16 protein-coding genes and 1 other annotated feature are annotated in these 15,916 nt (G+C 44.2%); of the genes, 12 read left to right on the top strand and 4 right to left on the bottom strand.

Translation table 11 applies throughout. From position 1 onward, the window contains the following. The first annotated feature begins 60 nt into the window (after positions 1–60). The 3 genes from GC096_RS33695 (at position 61) to metG (ending at position 3,814) form a co-directional block, all read left to right on the top strand. Positions 61–1,197, top strand: a complete 1,137-nt coding sequence (locus tag GC096_RS33695; RefSeq protein WP_171636713.1) for a sensor histidine kinase — start codon at positions 61–63, stop codon at positions 1,195–1,197. Next, positions 1,194–1,793 carry a response regulator transcription factor gene (locus GC096_RS33690; RefSeq protein ID WP_171636711.1) on the top strand — a complete coding sequence of 200 codons (600 nt, stop codon included), beginning with the start codon at positions 1,194–1,196 and terminating at the stop codon, positions 1,791–1,793. The genes GC096_RS33695 and GC096_RS33690 overlap by 4 nt, the downstream gene beginning before the upstream one ends. Before the next feature lie 73 nt (positions 1,794–1,866). Further along, positions 1,867–2,134, top strand: a binding site (T-box leader). Between the two features lie 54 nt (positions 2,135–2,188). After that, a complete protein-coding gene (metG, locus tag GC096_RS33685; RefSeq protein WP_216626346.1) occupies positions 2,189–3,814 on the top strand; it encodes a methionine--tRNA ligase in 1,626 nt (541 codons plus the stop codon). 44 nt (positions 3,815–3,858) lie between these two features. Here metG and bcbE read toward each other — a convergent pair whose 3' ends face one another. After that, positions 3,859–5,088 (bottom strand): bacillibactin exporter BcbE, encoded by a 1,230-nt coding sequence (gene bcbE, locus GC096_RS33680; RefSeq protein WP_246303151.1) that lies wholly within the window; start codon positions 5,086–5,088, stop codon positions 3,859–3,861. A gap of 527 nt (positions 5,089–5,615) precedes the next feature. Between bcbE and GC096_RS39215 the strand changes: the two genes are divergently transcribed. Both GC096_RS39215 and GC096_RS33675 read left to right on the top strand, forming a co-directional pair. After that, on the top strand, positions 5,616–5,750 hold the full coding sequence (locus GC096_RS39215; RefSeq protein WP_281366861.1) for a hypothetical protein: 135 nt from the start codon (positions 5,616–5,618) through the stop codon (positions 5,748–5,750). 105 nt (positions 5,751–5,855) lie between these two features. Next, the gene (locus GC096_RS33675) at positions 5,856–6,086 is read left to right on the top strand and encodes a hypothetical protein (RefSeq protein WP_171636707.1); all 231 of its coding nucleotides are present in this window, start codon (positions 5,856–5,858) and stop codon (positions 6,084–6,086) included. A 55-nt stretch (positions 6,087–6,141) separates the two neighbouring features. Here GC096_RS33675 and GC096_RS33670 read toward each other — a convergent pair whose 3' ends face one another. After that, positions 6,142–7,194 (bottom strand): FAD-dependent monooxygenase, encoded by a 1,053-nt coding sequence (locus tag GC096_RS33670; RefSeq protein ID WP_171636705.1) that lies wholly within the window; start codon positions 7,192–7,194, stop codon positions 6,142–6,144. Between GC096_RS33670 and GC096_RS33665 the strand changes: the two genes are divergently transcribed. After that, positions 7,165–7,710 carry a MarR family transcriptional regulator gene (locus GC096_RS33665; RefSeq protein WP_171636703.1) on the top strand — a complete coding sequence of 182 codons (546 nt, stop codon included), beginning with the start codon at positions 7,165–7,167 and terminating at the stop codon, positions 7,708–7,710. The two genes, GC096_RS33670 and GC096_RS33665, sit on opposite strands and share 30 nt — an antisense overlap. A 27-nt stretch (positions 7,711–7,737) precedes the next feature. Here GC096_RS33665 and GC096_RS33660 read toward each other — a convergent pair whose 3' ends face one another. Then, the gene (locus GC096_RS33660; RefSeq protein ID WP_246303149.1) at positions 7,738–9,153 is read right to left on the bottom strand and encodes an MFS transporter; all 1,416 of its coding nucleotides are present in this window, start codon (positions 9,151–9,153) and stop codon (positions 7,738–7,740) included. Positions 9,154–9,341: 188 nt separating this feature from the next. On the opposite strand from GC096_RS33660, the gene GC096_RS33655 reads away from it, so the two are divergent. The 4 genes from GC096_RS33655 to GC096_RS33640 all read left to right on the top strand — a co-directional run bounded on the left by GC096_RS33655 (position 9,342) and on the right by GC096_RS33640 (position 12,474). Further along, positions 9,342–10,259: an AraC family transcriptional regulator gene (locus GC096_RS33655; protein ID WP_171636700.1), complete on the top strand. Its 918-nt coding sequence runs from the start codon at positions 9,342–9,344 to the stop codon at positions 10,257–10,259. 98 nt (positions 10,260–10,357) lie between these two features. Then, positions 10,358–11,104 (top strand): type I methionyl aminopeptidase, encoded by a 747-nt coding sequence (gene map, locus GC096_RS33650; protein ID WP_171636698.1) that lies wholly within the window; start codon positions 10,358–10,360, stop codon positions 11,102–11,104. Between the two features lie 165 nt (positions 11,105–11,269). After that, positions 11,270–11,872, top strand: coding sequence for a TerD family protein (locus GC096_RS33645; protein WP_171636696.1), 603 nt, complete (start codon positions 11,270–11,272; stop codon positions 11,870–11,872). 26 nt (positions 11,873–11,898) lie between these two features. Next, positions 11,899–12,474 (top strand): TerD family protein, encoded by a 576-nt coding sequence (locus GC096_RS33640; protein ID WP_171636695.1) that lies wholly within the window; start codon positions 11,899–11,901, stop codon positions 12,472–12,474. Between the two features lie 74 nt (positions 12,475–12,548). Here the strand turns inward: GC096_RS33640 and GC096_RS33635 are convergent, their stop codons facing one another. Next, a complete protein-coding gene (locus GC096_RS33635; protein ID WP_171636693.1) occupies positions 12,549–13,370 on the bottom strand; it encodes an AraC family transcriptional regulator in 822 nt (273 codons plus the stop codon). A gap of 158 nt (positions 13,371–13,528) precedes the next feature. Here GC096_RS33635 and GC096_RS33630 point away from each other — a divergent pair, with 158 nt between their 5' ends. Further along, positions 13,529–14,815: a Gfo/Idh/MocA family oxidoreductase gene (locus tag GC096_RS33630; RefSeq protein ID WP_171636691.1), complete on the top strand. Its 1,287-nt coding sequence runs from the start codon at positions 13,529–13,531 to the stop codon at positions 14,813–14,815. A gap of 91 nt (positions 14,816–14,906) precedes the next feature. Next, the gene (locus GC096_RS33625; RefSeq protein WP_171636689.1) at positions 14,907–15,881 is read left to right on the top strand and encodes a LacI family DNA-binding transcriptional regulator; all 975 of its coding nucleotides are present in this window, start codon (positions 14,907–14,909) and stop codon (positions 15,879–15,881) included. The last annotated feature ends 35 nt before the right edge of the window (positions 15,882–15,916 follow it).

The following is a 15,916-nucleotide window of genomic DNA, read 5'->3' as shown; positions in this document are numbered from 1 at the left end:
TCCATGTTTATGTTAAAATATTAGTAAAACTATGTTGGAGAAAAAGAGGCTAAACGGACTATGCAAAAGTGGTATCAAATTTTTCACAAAAACACCGGCATTAGTCCGTATGTGTGGGTTGTCTTTTATATCCTTCCTTTTTATTTTATATTTCGTTCTTCTACCACTTACCACATTGTGTTAGGCACGATCATGATCATGGTTTTCTTTAGTTGCTACGTGCTGTCCTTCGTATCGAAAGGATGGATTGTGTACTTTTGGACTAGTGTACAAATTATTATTTCGATTATCATGGGCATCGCCTTCAGCTATGTGTACTTCTCACTGTTTTTAGCATTTTTTATTGGTACCATGAAAAGTCGAGCAGGATTTATTACGTTGTACTGCATACATCTAGTTACCACGATTGCAACGGTTAACTATGGATTGGTATCCCAAAATCCTGTGTATTTTACCCAATTGCCCTTTATCATTATTTGTGTAATTGCCGTTATCCTCATTCCTGTCACGACGTTCAACCGAAATAGGAGTGAACAACTGCAGGGACAGCTAGAGGATGCCAATAAGCGAATTTCCGAGTTGGTAAAGTTAGAAGAACGCCAAAGAATCGCCCGCGACTTACACGATACACTAGGTCAGAAGCTCTCATTAATTGGTTTAAAGAGTGATTTGGCTGGGAAATTAATTAGCAAAAATCCAGCGCAAGCACAAATCGAAATCAATGATGTTCGTCAGACGGCTCGAATTGCGTTAAAGGAAGTTCGAGAAATCGTAACGCAAATGCGTGGTACAAGACTAGTGGAAGAGATGTTTCGAATCAAACAGATACTGAAGGCTGCAGAGATTGACCTTATTGTAGAGGGAGATCCGAAGTTAACCAACACGTCTTTGATCAATGAAAACGTGTTGAGTATGTGTTTGAAGGAATCGGTTACGAATATAATCAAGCATAGCAGTGCTACTTCATGTTCAATCTCTATTGAACCATCACCAAGCGATCTTGTTATTAAGGTCGGGGACAATGGCATCGGCATGACGAAAGAGTGTCTTGTTTTACTTGGAAATGGCTTACGGGGCATGAAAGAGCGACTTGAGTTTGTTAACGGTTGTATGGAAATTGTCTCTGACAAAGGAACCATGATTGTCATAAAAGTTCCGAATGCTATCATACCACCAGAAAGGGAGGTGCGGATATGATCCGAATTGTGATTGCCGAGGACCAGCGGATGCTGCTTGGCGCACTTGCTTCCTTACTTGATTTGGAAGAGGATATGCAGGTCGTAGGTAAAGCGAGCAATGGCGAGGATGCTGTCAAACTGGTTAAACTGCATAAGCCAGATATTTGTGTCATGGATATCGAGATGCCCATCATGAACGGTTTAGATGCGGCGGAAGAACTAAAGGGACTGGGTTGCAAAGTCATTATTTTGACTACGTTTGCTCGTTACGGGTATTTTGAGAGGGCCGTCAAGGCAGGAGCCAACGGTTATTTGCTGAAAGATAGCCCAAGCGAGGAACTCGCTACCTCGATTCGGAGTGTGATGGCAGGCAGACGAATTTATGCCTCAGAGCTAGTAGATGAGACTTATCATGAAGAAAACCCTTTGACCGAGCGGGAAAAGGAAGTCTTGAACCTGATCGCCGACGGTAAAAACACGAAGGAAATCGCTGATCACATGTATATTACAAGAGGTACTGTTCGCAACTACATTTCCGTTATTCTCGATAAGCTCAATGTCAGTAACCGAATTGAGGCTATTATGCGTTTCAAAGAGAAGGGCTGGTTCAAATAGTTTATTATTATAATTGAAAATTAGTTTGATTTCTGAAAATACACATTTATAATTGGCTATATAAGGAATATGAATAAAGGCAACGACGAGAAAGAGTAGTTGGACCCCGTTCTTTTAACAGAGAGCTCCGGTAGGTGAAAAGGAGTAAAGAAACGTCTGACGAACATGGTCTCAGAGCTGTGCATCGAACCCTCCAGCGAGGAAGTAGGCTGCACCGGGCGCACCCGTTAACGTGCCAGGGTATAATCACCTCATGTGGTGACGTACTTGTTGAGGCCGGTTACCGTGAGGGATCGGTAAATTTAGGTGGTAACACGTAAGCAACAGCTTTCGTCCTTTTTGAGGACGAGGGCTTTTTTTGTTTTCACAAATTTAAAATTAGGAGGAAATGGATCATGAGCATATTTATTGGAGGAGCATGGCCTTACGCTAACGGATCGCTTCATTTAGGACGGGTAGCGAGTTTACTTCCAGGTGACGTGATTGCGCGGTATTTTCGGCTAAAAGGAGAAGAGGTACTTTATGTATCAGGAAGTGATTGTCATGGAACACCTATTTCAATTCAAGCTAACAAAGAAGGGGTTTCCCCTAAAGTAATTACCGACAGATATCATAATGAGTTTGAGGATTGTTTCCATCAAATGGGGTTTTCCTACGACCTTTATACCCGAACAGATCATCCATTTCACCACGAAGTTGTGCAACAGGTTTTTAATCAACTGCTAGATAATGGTGTTCTGTATAAAAAAGCAGTTGAACAAACGTACTGTGATAATTGCGTTCGTTTTCTGCCAGACCGCTATGTTGAAGGGAACTGTCCTCAATGTGGTAGTGCAGCTAGAGGTGATCAATGTGATGCCTGCTCCGCATTATTGGATCCGTTGGAACTCCATAATCGTTCGTGTAAGTTATGCAAGGGGAGTCCATCGTCAAGGTTGTCCGATCATTACTTCTTGGCACTTTCGAAATTCCAGACTGAGCTAGAAAACTTTGTAGATCAAGCGGATGGTTGGAGGGAAAACGCCATTGGACTTTCCAAACGTTATTTAAGAGAAGGGCTGCAGGATCGTGCTGCTACTCGGGATTTGGATTGGGGGGTAGATGTGCCTTTGGAAGGATTTGATGGGAAAAAAATTTATGTGTGGGTAGAGGCGGTCACCGGGTATCTGTCTGCCAGTAAGCTGTGGGCTAATCAGCGCGGGGAATCTTGGGAAAAGTTCTGGTCCAAGGAAGGTGTAAAAGCCTACTATATTCATGGGAAGGATAATATCCCTTTCCATACATTAATATGGCCAGCTATTCTGCTGGGTTTGAAAAATGTACACCTGCCAGATCATATTATTTCTAGCGAATTTCTCACTTTAGAAGGAAAGAAATTTTCAACAAGTCGAAACTGGGCTGTATGGGTTCCTTATCTTTTACAGAGGTATGAGGTGGATTCAATCCGCTATTTCCTTATTGCCAATGGCCCAGAAAATCGCGATACGGATTTCTCTTGGAGAGAATTTATTTATAGCCATAATGGAGAGTTACTGGGGGCGTTTGGGAATTTTGTGAATCGAAGCTTAGTATTTATCGGAAAATTATATGAAGGTACAATCCCATTAGGTGTGATTGATAGTAGCATGAAAGATCAACTTGAAGACCTGTATACGCGATGTGGAGCACTTATTGAGAATGGTAAGCTAAAAGAATCATTGGATACCGTATTTGCGTTCATTCGTAGCTGTAATAAATATGTTGATGATCAAAAACCGTGGAACCAGATCAAAGAAAATGTGGACGCATGTAGTCATACTCTTCATACATGTGTTCAAATCATTGCGAATTTGTCGAACCTTTTGGAGCCATTCCTACCTTTCTCCTGCAGAAAGATTTGGGATTTTCTAGGCTTATCTGATCCCACTTGGGCATATGTTGAGTGTCCCTCTGGAAGAGAGCTAAACCAAGTTGAAGTATTGTTCCAAAGGATTGATGTAAGCCAAATTGAAGAGGAGGTACAACGACTTAAGCACATTTGATTGAAAACACATGTAAAATAAAGCCCATCTGCTGGGCTTATTTTTTATGCTCGCTTATTTTTCACCTTGATGTTGTCTCCATTACTAGGCTTAATAGCGAATAAAGCAAGAAGCGCAGCAACAACACAAGTTCCCGAGATGCTGTAAAACATAAGTTGTGATGATATCTTCATAAGGACTGAAGCCAGTGGAGGGCCTACAGCAACGCCAATGAATCTCATTGAGCTATAGATGGAAGTTATTGTGCCTCGTTCTGCTTTATCAATACCTTCCGTTATCAGGGCATCTAAGCAGGGAAGTGTAACACCAATGCCAATGCCGGCAATACTAACTAAAATAATCAACCCGTATAGAGATTGTACTAAGCCAGAAATAACAAGTGCTGCAGTCACAATGGCTACGCCACTAAAAGTAATCCATTTCATTAATTTCTTGTTTTCACCAATTTTTTTGCCAGTTAGGAACGACGCAAGACATAGCGCTGCCGAAGGGATGGCAATCACACAGCCTTTCCATATGCCTTTAATCTGATATTTGTCTTCAAGTGTGTCTGATAAATAAAACAATGTCCCAAAAATGACAAACATACAGATACAACCAATGGCAAAAATTGCAGATAACCAACGACCATTCTTCGAAAATATTTGCTTAAGGTTTTGCAGAAAATTACTAAATGTAACTTTCTCTCCTTTCTTATCTTTTTTCTTAGGGGATTTAACAAGAAAGGCAACTAATAGTGTAGATACCACACACAACACAGGGATGGTGAGAAAGGGGAGAAACCACACCACGAAAGCCAACACCGATCCTAGAATAGGACTCAGAACTTTGCCTAGCGTGTTGGCCGTTTCTACAATCCCCAGGCTTTTACTGACTTCACTTTCGTTTTGGTACATGTCACCGACAAGCGGCAGCACAATGGGGAAAGCTCCCGCCGCGCCTACTCCTTGTAACGCTCGTCCCAGCATAATGACTACATAAGGATGTTCCAGCCACCATGCGCCTAAACCAGAAATCAAACCACCAATGCCAGTTATGAGTAAACTGGGGATTATGATGATCTTCCTGCCGAAGCGATCCGACAAATACCCAGCAATCGGTATAAGGAGGATTGCCACTGCAGAGTAAATCGTAATTAATAAGCTCACTTGGAATGAAGTTATTTGTAATTTGTTGCGAATGGATGGTAATACAGGAATAAGCATAGAATTTCCCAACGTCATAATTAAGGGAATGGACGCAATTGAAATCAGGCTCCATTTATTTGTTTTCAAAATCCAGTGCCTAAACCTAGCCATAAGAAATGCACGTTATCACCTCTTGCATTAATTTGTGCAATCATTATCGAATTAATCCCATTAATCCAGTTGGTATTTAATTAGATTATTATTCAGCATTTCAAAGCATAGAGGAATAGACATGTACATCATCATGCATAATAAGGTTTAACAGAATATACATAACGAAATGAATATGAAATTAGTTAGGAGCCATTAAAATGAAAAGAATAGTAATCCCAAGTTCATTTGTTTGTTTGAGTATTGCAACTGCCATATCATTTCCAATTTACTATGCACTAAAAGGAAGATGAATCCCGGAAAGATTTGTCTATTGTCATAAAAAGAGACTACTGAAGCCGACGCTTCGGTAGTCTCTTTGCATTCGTAGATATCAGGTGAAGTTAGGCAGCTATGAAGCGAACATGAGTATTGTGAAGAAATAATTGCTTCTTTAGTACTATATGGATGGAAGTGTTTATTTGGTAAAATTTACAAATATATAACGAAAGGTTGGGATACATATGAAGGAAATTGAAACTAATTTCAGAAAAAAAGCAGTAGCTGCGGGGATAAAAGTATTTTATAGCGGCGTTATTATGCTAGCCCTTTTTCCAACGATATATGGAGCTGATTGGCCTGAGAGAGGTTGGTGCTAATAACTTAGCACGTTAACTAGCGTTCATTGCTAAACGAAATTGGCAGCCAATCCAAGCGGATTGGTTGCCTTTTCTTAAAAAACGAATGAATAAAGGGAGCTTTGAATGGATCATAAAAATAATTTACTTTACGGAATATTAGCTGGCGCACTTCTTCTTTTTTTAAATAATTCTTTTGCAATGAATACAATACAACATCTTTTTGATAGCATGCCATTGGCTTATATGACTGTGCGATTCATTCTCTATCTATTTTCTTTTATTGGTATTTTAACGGTGGCTTTTTGTTCAATAGAATTGATTATAGAAGTACTTAAATTTAGAAAGCAAAGATGACAGACATCTAATGTGGTAACGGGCAAAATAGTTACTTACTTAAATAGTTCGAATGCTACATATTAGAGCAGGGTGACGTAATCATTTTGGTTATATTCTCGAAAGTCACTAGCCAGTTGTTCATGATAATGTTTCCAATGTAACCGTCAGGTCGAATTAACAACAGCATGTCAGTGGTAATCCCGTAGATTCTTTTGAGATTGCCTGTGATGTCTTTAATGCAATTGTCCTCAACACTTACAGTCCCTACAACGTATCGTCGTAATTCAGCACCGACAGTCGGCCAGGCCAGATCCGTAAGTGCTTTGGCTGCTTCGATCCCGAACGCAAGAACAGTGAAGTGCGGTCCCTGATATAAGTCGAAGAGTCGAAGTGCCCCACCTGGACCGACACAAGGTGCGTCCGGTGCTCGGTCGCCAACTTTCAGGGTCTTGGTGGCCGGGTTTATAGCGGCTGCGAGTGGCCCAGCATGATAGGAAATTCCGAGCTGACGTTCTTCGTCTCCGCGTTTGAGACTAGAGATCCGGCGCTTGTCTAGGCCTGCGTAAAGCTCACTTGATTTACCAAGAACACGTGCAGCAATCGGCTGACGCTCAGTTTCGTAACTGTCGAGTAGGCTGTCGGGAGCTCCGGAGAGGACTTGACCTAATTTCCAACCGAGATTATAGGCATCCTGCACACCGGTATTGAGTCCCTGCCCTCCGACTGGTGTGTGGACGTGGGCGGCATCGCCCGCCAAGAATACTCTGCCCGCTCGGTAGTGCTTTGCGAGTCGAATATTAGGCCGGAATACGGAGGTCCAAGTGATGTCGTATAATGAGAATCCAGTGAGAGTGTAGAACTGAGCAGTCAATGCAGCTTCATCGAGGATAGGTTTCTCGTCCGGGTTCAACCGGATCATGATTTGAAATTGGTCGGAATGGGGTAGCGGACATACGGCGACCGACTTCCCCTGTGAACTTGGCCACATATGCCATCGGTTGCGAGACAGTTTGTCAGTTGTGCCGTCAATAATGAGCCATTTGTCAGATTCGTTCGTCTCTCCGACGAAACCAATCCCCGCAGCTTTGCGGACATTATGAAAGAAATGACTGTTAATATGCTTCATGTGCTTAGCGCCATCGGAAAGCTTGAACCAGTAAATGGGATAACCATCTCGAAGCAATTTGGTTTTTCAAAAGGAAATGTCTCTAAAATCACGAAAAGACTGGCAGAAAAACAAATCATCATTCTTGAATATATCCCTGATAACAAAAAAGAGATTTTATTTCGTACGACATCACTAGGCAAAGAGATTAACACTTTGCATCAAGCCCTACATACGCAAATTGATATTGGGGTTAATCAGTTCTTGCAACGTTATAACGATGATGAGTTAAGATTTCTAGTAAATGTATTTCATGAAACTTTGCAAGCATCGTGGTTTCCTATGGAGTCAAACGAAGATTCACAAGCACTCAGTAAGTCAAAGCCCAAATCGATAATAGGAGCAGACCCTGACAAGGCAACAGTTCCTAATGAAATGAATGAAGTCATTGAAATACTTAATAAGCTAGATTCCCGTAACTTAAAAAAAGCAAAAGCGATTCTTAGCACTGTATTTTTTTCAGTGTACGAGGACTAGAGTTAGAAGTAATCACGATTGCACAATTCAGGAAGCGTTCCGCGTTTCAGCCGCTACGGCGCGTTGCGCTCTATCCGCTGGCAGCAGTAAGAACAAAACTGCCAGGAGAGAAGCCGTCAGGAAAACGGCCGAACCCACGAGCGAGACCGAGATCGCTTGGGCAAAAGTCGTATCTGTAGGAACTCCCGGCCGGTTCGCCGTCTCGAAGACGGCGATCAGGACTGCGAGTCCGAGCGACGCGCCGGTCTGATGAGCGACGTTGACGAGCCCTGATGCCGCTCCTGCATCCTTGGCCTCCACGCCGGACAACCCCAGCGTCGTAAACGGCTGGAAGATCATCCCAGCACCGCAACCCATGACGATCAAAGGGAAAAACAGATGAGGAAGAAAACTCGAATCAGCCGAAATGAGGCTCAGCCAACTTGTTCCAGTGATCGCGATGATCAACCCGGCGATTAGTACTTTTGCATGACCGAATCGGGTTAAAAGCGTAGGCATGGCATACATCATCCCGAACTGAACGACCGTAAACGGCATGATCGCAAGTCCAGCCTGCAAAGAATTGAAATGAAGAACTTTTTGTAGAAACTGCGGAACGAAGAAAAAGATCGGATAATTTCCACACAAGAGCAACAGCCTACCCAAATAGGCTCCGGATCGTGTTCGGCTTGCGAACAGACGAAGAGGGGTAATTGGCTCTTTCGCCCGTGCTTCGACCCTCACGAAAGCCGCTAGCGATACACCTCCGAGAGCAAGCGAACCCCATACTTCCGGCGCTTTCCATCCGACAGACGCGGCTTGAACGAATCCGAATGCCAGTGCCGTCATGCCGATCACCGACGTCATGGCTCCCATGATATCCAGTCGACCCGCTTTCGTCTCCGTCTCCTGCATATACCGAGGCACCATAAGAAGCAGAGCTATGCCGATCGGTACGTTGAGGAACATCCCGGCGCGCCAAGATATTAGATCCGTCAACAATCCGCCAATGATGAGACCAACGCTGCCGCCGGCTCCGGATACGGCGCTGTAAACAGCAATCGCTTTCGTCCGTTCCCGCGCTTCCGAGAAGCTTACGGACAAAAGGGCGAGTGCAGACGGAGTCGCCATCGCTGCGGCCAATCCTTGCAAAGCGCGTGCTGCAAGTAGAAGCGAAGCGGACGGCGCCAAGCCGGCCAACATCGAGGCCAGCGAAAACAAGGCGATCCCCGCGGTGAATGTTTTTCTCCTTCCTAGAATGTCCCCCGCTCGAGCGCCTAACAACAAGAAGCCTCCGAACGCCAAAATATAAGCGTTTTGCACCCAAGTCAAAGCGGCTGTCGACAGATGGAGAGTACTGCCAATTTCCGGTAATGCGGTAACCAAGACCGAAGCGTCGAGCACCATCATTAGCTGACAGGCGACGATTATTGTCAAAATAATTCGTTTCGAATGTTCTTTCAAGAGGATAACCTCCCTTTCACGTTATAACGGTTATTATGACGCGATTCGCCATCGGGAAGTAGCTCATTTCTGCTAAAAAATTGATCAAAACTGCAAATAGGTAATCCTTATTGTTGGATTAAATGGTTTGCGCTCTTAGAGGAAAGGCGTATAATAGGAGAGGATTGAAGGACTGGAGGAACGTTTCTATGCAGACGAAATTGGATCAAATATTGAATATAGTAGATTCCCTTCATCTTGCAGAGGGTCGTACGGAGACGTCAATACCCTTTTTTTCGCTAGTCCGACGCAACCGACCAACGGAGATCATACCTGGCGTTCTCACTCCCTCTTTTTGCCTGATTCTACAAGGGGGCAAGAAGCTTCACCTCGGTCAAGACACGATCTATTATAGCGCAGGCGACTATTTAGTTTCGTTGATCGATATCCCGGCCTCTGGTCAAGTTATCGGCGCTTCGCGGCAATCGCCGTATATCGGCTTACGAATCGATATAACGGGGGAAGAGATTGCTACTGTCATGTCGGATACCAGTATCACTGTGGAGCCGCTCGACCGAAAACTTGGCCCTGGAGCCTATGTCGGCAAATCCGATGAGCACTTGCTGCTTTTATTCATCCGGTTGTTGGAGTTGCAAGGCAAGCCAGAGACGGAAATCCGCTTTCTGTCTTCGCTGATCAAGCGCGAGATGATTTTCCGTTTACTTACGGGAGATTATGGGCACTTGTTTGTCCAACGGGTCTTCATGGACCAACAGAATGAAGGGATCAGTAGAGCCATTGAATGGATAAAAGAGAATTACAACAGAACCTTTACAATTGAAGAGGTGGCGAGATCGTCCAAAATGAGTGTCTCAGGACTTCACCACAAATTCAAAGCTGTCACGACAATGGCTCCCTTGCAATATCAGAAGCAGCTTCGCCTCCAGGAAGCGAGACGCCTCATGCAGAACGGATCCGCGAACGCGACGGCCGCCGCGCTGGAGGTCGGTTACGAAAGCCCGGCTCAATTCAGTCGTGAATACCGCCGGCTTTTCGGGCTCCCACCGCTTCAAGATATGAAAGCATTCCACAGAAAACCAATACCAGAAGCGTTCGAGACCAGCTAATAGAGTCAATTCCTCATTTGCAATTGAATGTTTTGTCTATAGTGGCGTATTCTTTTAAAATGTGTAAAATAATGTTATCTGAAAATGGAGGGGCTTTAATGACAATAGGATCCCAAGATGATATCGATGGTCTAAAGGCAATCGGCAAAATCGTTGCAATGACGATTAATGAAATGAAACGTCACACACGTGTCGGTATGACTACAAAGGAACTTGATGAAATCGGAGGAAGTTTTTTGAAAAGGCATGGAGCTGTGCCGGCACCGAAATCAACATACAATTTCCCAAGCAACACCTGTATTAGCATTAACCATGAAGTAGCACACGGAATACCTGGAAATCGCATTATCCAACCTGGCGATTTAATAAATATTGACGTTTCGGCAGAATTGGGAGGTTATTATGCAGATGCGGGGCAGTCTTTTCCGATAACTCCAATCAATCCATCCTTGTTGCGTTTATGTGAATATACACACAATACGATGATGAAAGTAATCTCTTCACTTAAGCATGGCGTTAAATTGAACGAAATCGGACGGATTATTCAAATCGAGGCTAAAAAAGGCGGCTATAACGTTATTAATAATTTGTGTAGTCACGGTATTGGAAAATCCTTGCATGAGTCTCCAACAGAGATTCTTCCTTTCTATAACAAACACGATAAACGTGTATTGAGAGAGGGTTTAGTCATTACGATTGAGCCTTTTTTATCAACAGGTGCGGATTATGTCGTTGAGCAGCCGGATGGGTGGACTTATAGTTTACCAGGCGGCGGCTTTGCGGCACAACATGAGCACACCATTATTATTACTAAGAATCAACCTATCATCGTGACGGTAGCTTAGGTTTGATTCAAGGCGCTAGGACCAAATGGTCTAGCGCTTTTTTTGTTTCAGCAATTTAATGAATAGAGGGGTAGAACATTTTTTCTATTTTGGAACTATTTGAGAGCACACGTCGTATGTATCATGCAGAGAAAATTTCGCTGTCGAAAGGAGGTGACCTAGGTAATGAGTATTAATCTCGTAAAAGGTCAAAAAATAGACTTAACGAAAGGCACTACCGGCCTTTCTAAACTTGTAGTTGGTCTTGGATGGGATCCAGTGACAAATGAAGCAAAAGGATTCTTTGGCCAAAAAAAGCAAACGACGCCAGAAATTGATTGTGATTCTTCTGCACTTCTTCTTAATGAACATGGCAAGCTAGTGAAAGACGAGAATGTTGTATGCTTTCATAACCTTGCCAGTGACTGTGAATCAGTCATGCATGCTGGTGATAATTTGACAGGCGATGGACATGGCGACGATGAACAAATTTCAATTGATCTTGCCAGAGTTCCATCAGATGTTCATAAAATTCTTGTCGTTGTGAACATTTATGAAGCGGATGAAAGAAACCAGCATTTTGGCATGATTAAATCTGCTTATATCCGAGTTGTGAATGCAGCCAATAATCAAGAGTTAATTCGGTTTAATTTAACTGACAATTACGCTACAATGACGGCGCTGATTACAGGGGAATTATATCGGAATAATGGCGAGTGGAAATTTAACGCAATTGGCGAGGGAGCTCACGCAGCACATATCGATGACTTAGCTGAACGTTACCAATAAAATAATAATGTGGAGGTAAACATTCTATGCCAATCAATTTATCTAAAGGTCAGAAAGTAGATCTTACAAAAACAAATCCGGGGCTATCCAAAATATTTGTAGGTCTTGGTTGGGACACGAATAAATACGATGGCGGCGGTAATTTCGATCTTGATTGTTCTGTATTTTGCACCAACGCTGCAGGTAAAGTGGATAACGAAAAAAACTTTGTTTTTTATAACAACAAAGAAAATGAAAATGGATCTGTTATACATAATGGTGACAACCGAACAGGTGACGGCGCTGGTGATGATGAACAAATAAATGTTAATTTATCGGCGGTTCCAGCAACGATCGAGAAAATTGCTTTTGCAATTACGATTCATGAAGCAGAAGCGCGTAATCAGAACTTTGGGCAAGTTTCCAATGCCTACGTTCGTATTGTTAATGAAGTGGATGGCCAAGAGCTAATTCGTTACGACTTGGGTGAAGATTTCTCCATTGAAACAGCAGTGGTCGTAGGTGAGTTATATCGGAATTCAGGTGAGTGGAAGTTCTCAGCAGTAGGCAGTGGGTATAGAGAAGGTCTTGGTGGTTTAGCGAAAGATTATGGTTTAGCTTAGTAGTATGAAATGATCGAAGCCCTCGCCTTATACGCGACGGCTTTTTGTTTGTTCTTAGTTTTCAATTGAATAGTTTAATGACTATCCCGCATGGCTGCTTTCCGGTATTCAAGCGGGTTTGTTTGGGCAATCTCCTTGAAAACACGCCCGAAGTGGCTAATGTTCTCGTAACCGACGCGTTGGGCGATCAACGTAATTTTCCAGTCGGTTTCCCTGAGTAGTCGCTGCGCTTCACTGATTCGAATGCTAGTCACATATTCAACGAAGGAAAATCCGGTAACCTTCTTGAACATTCGACTTAGATGATAGGGGCTGATGTAATGCTCCTTGGCAATGGCGTTCAAAGATAGTGGCTCTTCGAATCTGCCGTTGATGGCGGCGACGATTTCAGCAATTTTTTTATGGGCAGGGCTCTCGTGTTCGAAATCCGCTCCGCTTCCTCGGTTTAACCGGCGTGCGCACCAGATCAGCAGAGTGGCCAGTTGAGACTGAAGCGTTGTTTCGTACCCCGGCAAAGAATCGTTAGACTCCTTCACCATCTCAAACAACAATCGATTCACCCACTCCTGCTCATGCGGGGGAACCGAAAGTAACCTGATTTTCATCCGGAATGGTTCATACAACAGCGGTTGACTGAAATGATTCAGGAAGCTTTCGGTAAAATTGATCAAAATACGCTCATGATTCGGCAGACTTGTGTCGCCCGTTTTGTGAAGTTCGTATTTATCAACAAAAACAAGATCACCCTCACGGATTCGATAGGTCAGGTCTTTGATAAAATAAGTCCTTTCCCCATTAATTAAATAATAAATCTCGTATCGGTCGTGAAAATGGTATTTTTGCATCGTGTAGTAGCCGTTCCGTTTCATATGGTGGATGAACAGTTCCTTCTGCATCAGATTGTCCCCTCCTTTTTTCTCACTATAGCACGCTCACCTGAAAAATACGCAAAAAATGCAAAGAAAGCGGGTCATTATCGCAAATAATCCGCAGAAAAGGATGATTTATTGCGTTACAATGAAAGCGTCATAACAAATGAAGAGGGGAAGAGGCTATGATGAAAAAAAAGTATGCACTGGTCGGTACAGGTGGGCGCGCCGAATTTTTTTATGGAGCTCTCGCTGAAGGATACCGTGATCGTTCTGAGCTTGTCGCCTTTTGCGACATCAACGCTGTAAGGTTATCTTATGCGAATCGGTTGCTCAAAGAAAAGTACGCACATCCGGAAATTGCCGTCTACGGCGCAGAAGAGTTCGATGCCATGATTGAGAAGGAGAAGCCCGATACTATCATCGTAACAACCATGGACAGAACGCACCATAAATACATTATCCGTGCTATGGAACTGGGCTGCGACGTGATAAGCGAGAAGCCGATGACGGTTGACGAGGACAAGTGCCAAGAAATTCTTGACACAGTGAAGAGGACTGGTCGCAACCTCAGGGTCACCTTCAACTATCGATATGCACCGCATAACACCAGAGTGCGCGAACTGATTATGGACGGCGTTATTGGCGACGTTCATTCCGTTCATTTCGAATGGTTGCTCAGCACCGAGCATGGAGCCGATTACTTCCGTCGCTGGCATAGGGATAAACGCAACAGTGGAGGGCTGCTCGTTCACAAATCGACTCATCATTTCGATCTGGTTAATTTCTGGCTTGGTACTCGTCCGCAATCGGTATTTGCCATGGGTGGTTTGATGTATTACGGACGCGAAAATGCGGAACGCAGAGGCGTGACACAATTTTACCAACGCGCACTCGGCAGCGAAATAGCTAAAAATGATCCGTTCGCGCTTCATCTGGATTCCAACGATCATTTAAAAGCATTGTATCTGGATGCGGAGATCGCTGACGGTTACCAGCGTGATCAAAGTGTGTTCGGTGACGGAATTAGTATCGAAGATACGCTAGGCGTTATCGTACGTTATGAGAACCAGGCAATTCTGACTTATTCTTTGAACGCGTACCAACCTTGGGAAGGGTTCAATGTTGTATTTAACGGCAGCAAGGGGCGAATGGAGCTTAAGGTAGTGGAACGATCGTACATCAACTCGGCCGGGGAGAAAGAGGATGAGGGTGCACTTTCCCACAAGCAGCTAACCGTACAGCCGATGTTCCAGAAGGCTTATGAGGTCGAGATAGAAGAAAGAAGCGGAGGGCATGGTGGAGGAGATCCGATTCTGTTAAACGATCTATTTGGAGAACCAGTGCCTGACCGATTGAACCGGGCTGCTTCACATGTCGACGGAGCCATATCCATATTGACGGGGATCGCCGGGAATGTCTCCATGCGAACAGGTCGACAGATTGAGATCGAGCGATTGGTGAAATTTTAAATTATTATGGAAAAGTATTCCTAATTACGAACACGTGTAATATACTAAATCATCATAGACATGTGTAAGTTGAAAGGAACTAAGCAAATCCATGAAAGTAACCATTAAGGATATCGCCCGTGCAGCAGGCGTGAGCCATCCCACCGTATCGAAAGCATTGAACGGCTCTCCGGGGGTCAGCCATGCAGTCCGACAAAGAATCATCCATATGGCCGAACAGATGAACTATATCCCCAATCAGGCTGCAAGAAGACTGGCCGACAAACAGACGCAGACGATCGGCTTATTGTGGCCGAAATCGGAAGCACTATTCTTTCATCACCTCAGCCTGCAAATTCAGCAGGAAGCCGCTAAGCGTGGACTGGACGTGATGATCTCGCTGGCCGATCCGCCTCGAGGACTTCGTGCATTTAACGAGCACTTTGTGGATCGGATCATTTTCTGGAGTCCTCCGGGTTGGCAGCCGGACATGGCATTCATCCAGCAGAAGGAGCTATTTCAAGGGCGAATGCTGCTCATGGGAGGCGGCAGCCTGAAGGGCACGCACCGGATCAGCGTAGACCGAAGCGGAGCCATTTATGAATCCGTATGCTATTTGGCGGCGAACGGTCACCGCAGAATTACTTTCGTCGGGGACTCCAACGAGAAACAACTGGGCTTCACCAGAGGTATTCTGGAACAGAGACTGGAATACCATGAGCATTATGTGATTGCGGCCAAAGAGGGGGAACCCTTTCCAGAGAAGCGTGTGGCGGAGTTACTAGACAGTCCCGATAAACCGACGGCCTTTATTGTCGATAACCAATCCTATGCCTTCGGACTGATCAAGCTGTTCAGAAACAGGGAGATTCGTATGCCCGACGACTACTCATTAATCGTATATGACGACATTCCTGAAATGGAAAGAATGGAGATTCCAGTTACGACGATCGGTCCTCCAATTGGGAAGCTGGCCCTGCTTGCATTGGGAATAATGGCAGGCAAAGAAGGGCATGGCCAAGATGGCATGGCAGATATTGAGATCAAATGTGAGATGAATGTGCGCCAATCTACTGGACGCATTTAAGTATGTGTAGTTACGAACACGTGTAACAAAACAAG

The sequence above is a fragment of the Paenibacillus plantarum genome, from assembly GCF_013141695.1.
Lineage (GTDB): Bacteria > Bacillota > Bacilli > Paenibacillales > NBRC-103111 > Paenibacillus_E > Paenibacillus_E plantarum.
Note: the sequence above shows the minus strand (reverse complement) of the source record. Positions and strands in the feature narration are given on the sequence as shown.

What these genes read in the sequence shown, in the direction of transcription:
- GC096_RS33695 (WP_171636713.1), top strand. Translation starts at nt 61, where the DNA reads ATGCAAAAGTGGTATCAAATTTTTCACAAAAACACCGGCATTAGTCCG.
- GC096_RS33690 (WP_171636711.1), top strand. Translation starts at nt 1,194, where the DNA reads ATGATCCGAATTGTGATTGCCGAGGACCAGCGGATGCTGCTTGGCGCA.
- metG (WP_216626346.1), top strand. Translation starts at nt 2,189, where the DNA reads ATGAGCATATTTATTGGAGGAGCATGGCCTTACGCTAACGGATCGCTT.
- GC096_RS39215 (WP_281366861.1), top strand. Translation starts at nt 5,616, where the DNA reads ATGAAGGAAATTGAAACTAATTTCAGAAAAAAAGCAGTAGCTGCGGGG.
- GC096_RS33675 (WP_171636707.1), top strand. Translation starts at nt 5,856, where the DNA reads ATGGATCATAAAAATAATTTACTTTACGGAATATTAGCTGGCGCACTT.
- GC096_RS33665 (WP_171636703.1), top strand. Translation starts at nt 7,165, where the DNA reads ATGAAAGAAATGACTGTTAATATGCTTCATGTGCTTAGCGCCATCGGA.
- GC096_RS33670 (WP_171636705.1), bottom strand. Translation starts at nt 7,194, where the DNA reads ATGAAGCATATTAACAGTCATTTCTTTCATAATGTCCGCAAAGCTGCG.
- GC096_RS33655 (WP_171636700.1), top strand. Translation starts at nt 9,342, where the DNA reads ATGCAGACGAAATTGGATCAAATATTGAATATAGTAGATTCCCTTCAT.
- map (WP_171636698.1), top strand. Translation starts at nt 10,358, where the DNA reads ATGACAATAGGATCCCAAGATGATATCGATGGTCTAAAGGCAATCGGC.
- GC096_RS33645 (WP_171636696.1), top strand. Translation starts at nt 11,270, where the DNA reads ATGAGTATTAATCTCGTAAAAGGTCAAAAAATAGACTTAACGAAAGGC.
- GC096_RS33640 (WP_171636695.1), top strand. Translation starts at nt 11,899, where the DNA reads ATGCCAATCAATTTATCTAAAGGTCAGAAAGTAGATCTTACAAAAACA.
- GC096_RS33635 (WP_171636693.1), bottom strand. Translation starts at nt 13,370, where the DNA reads ATGCAGAAGGAACTGTTCATCCACCATATGAAACGGAACGGCTACTAC.
- GC096_RS33630 (WP_171636691.1), top strand. Translation starts at nt 13,529, where the DNA reads ATGATGAAAAAAAAGTATGCACTGGTCGGTACAGGTGGGCGCGCCGAA.
- GC096_RS33625 (WP_171636689.1), top strand. Translation starts at nt 14,907, where the DNA reads ATGAAAGTAACCATTAAGGATATCGCCCGTGCAGCAGGCGTGAGCCAT.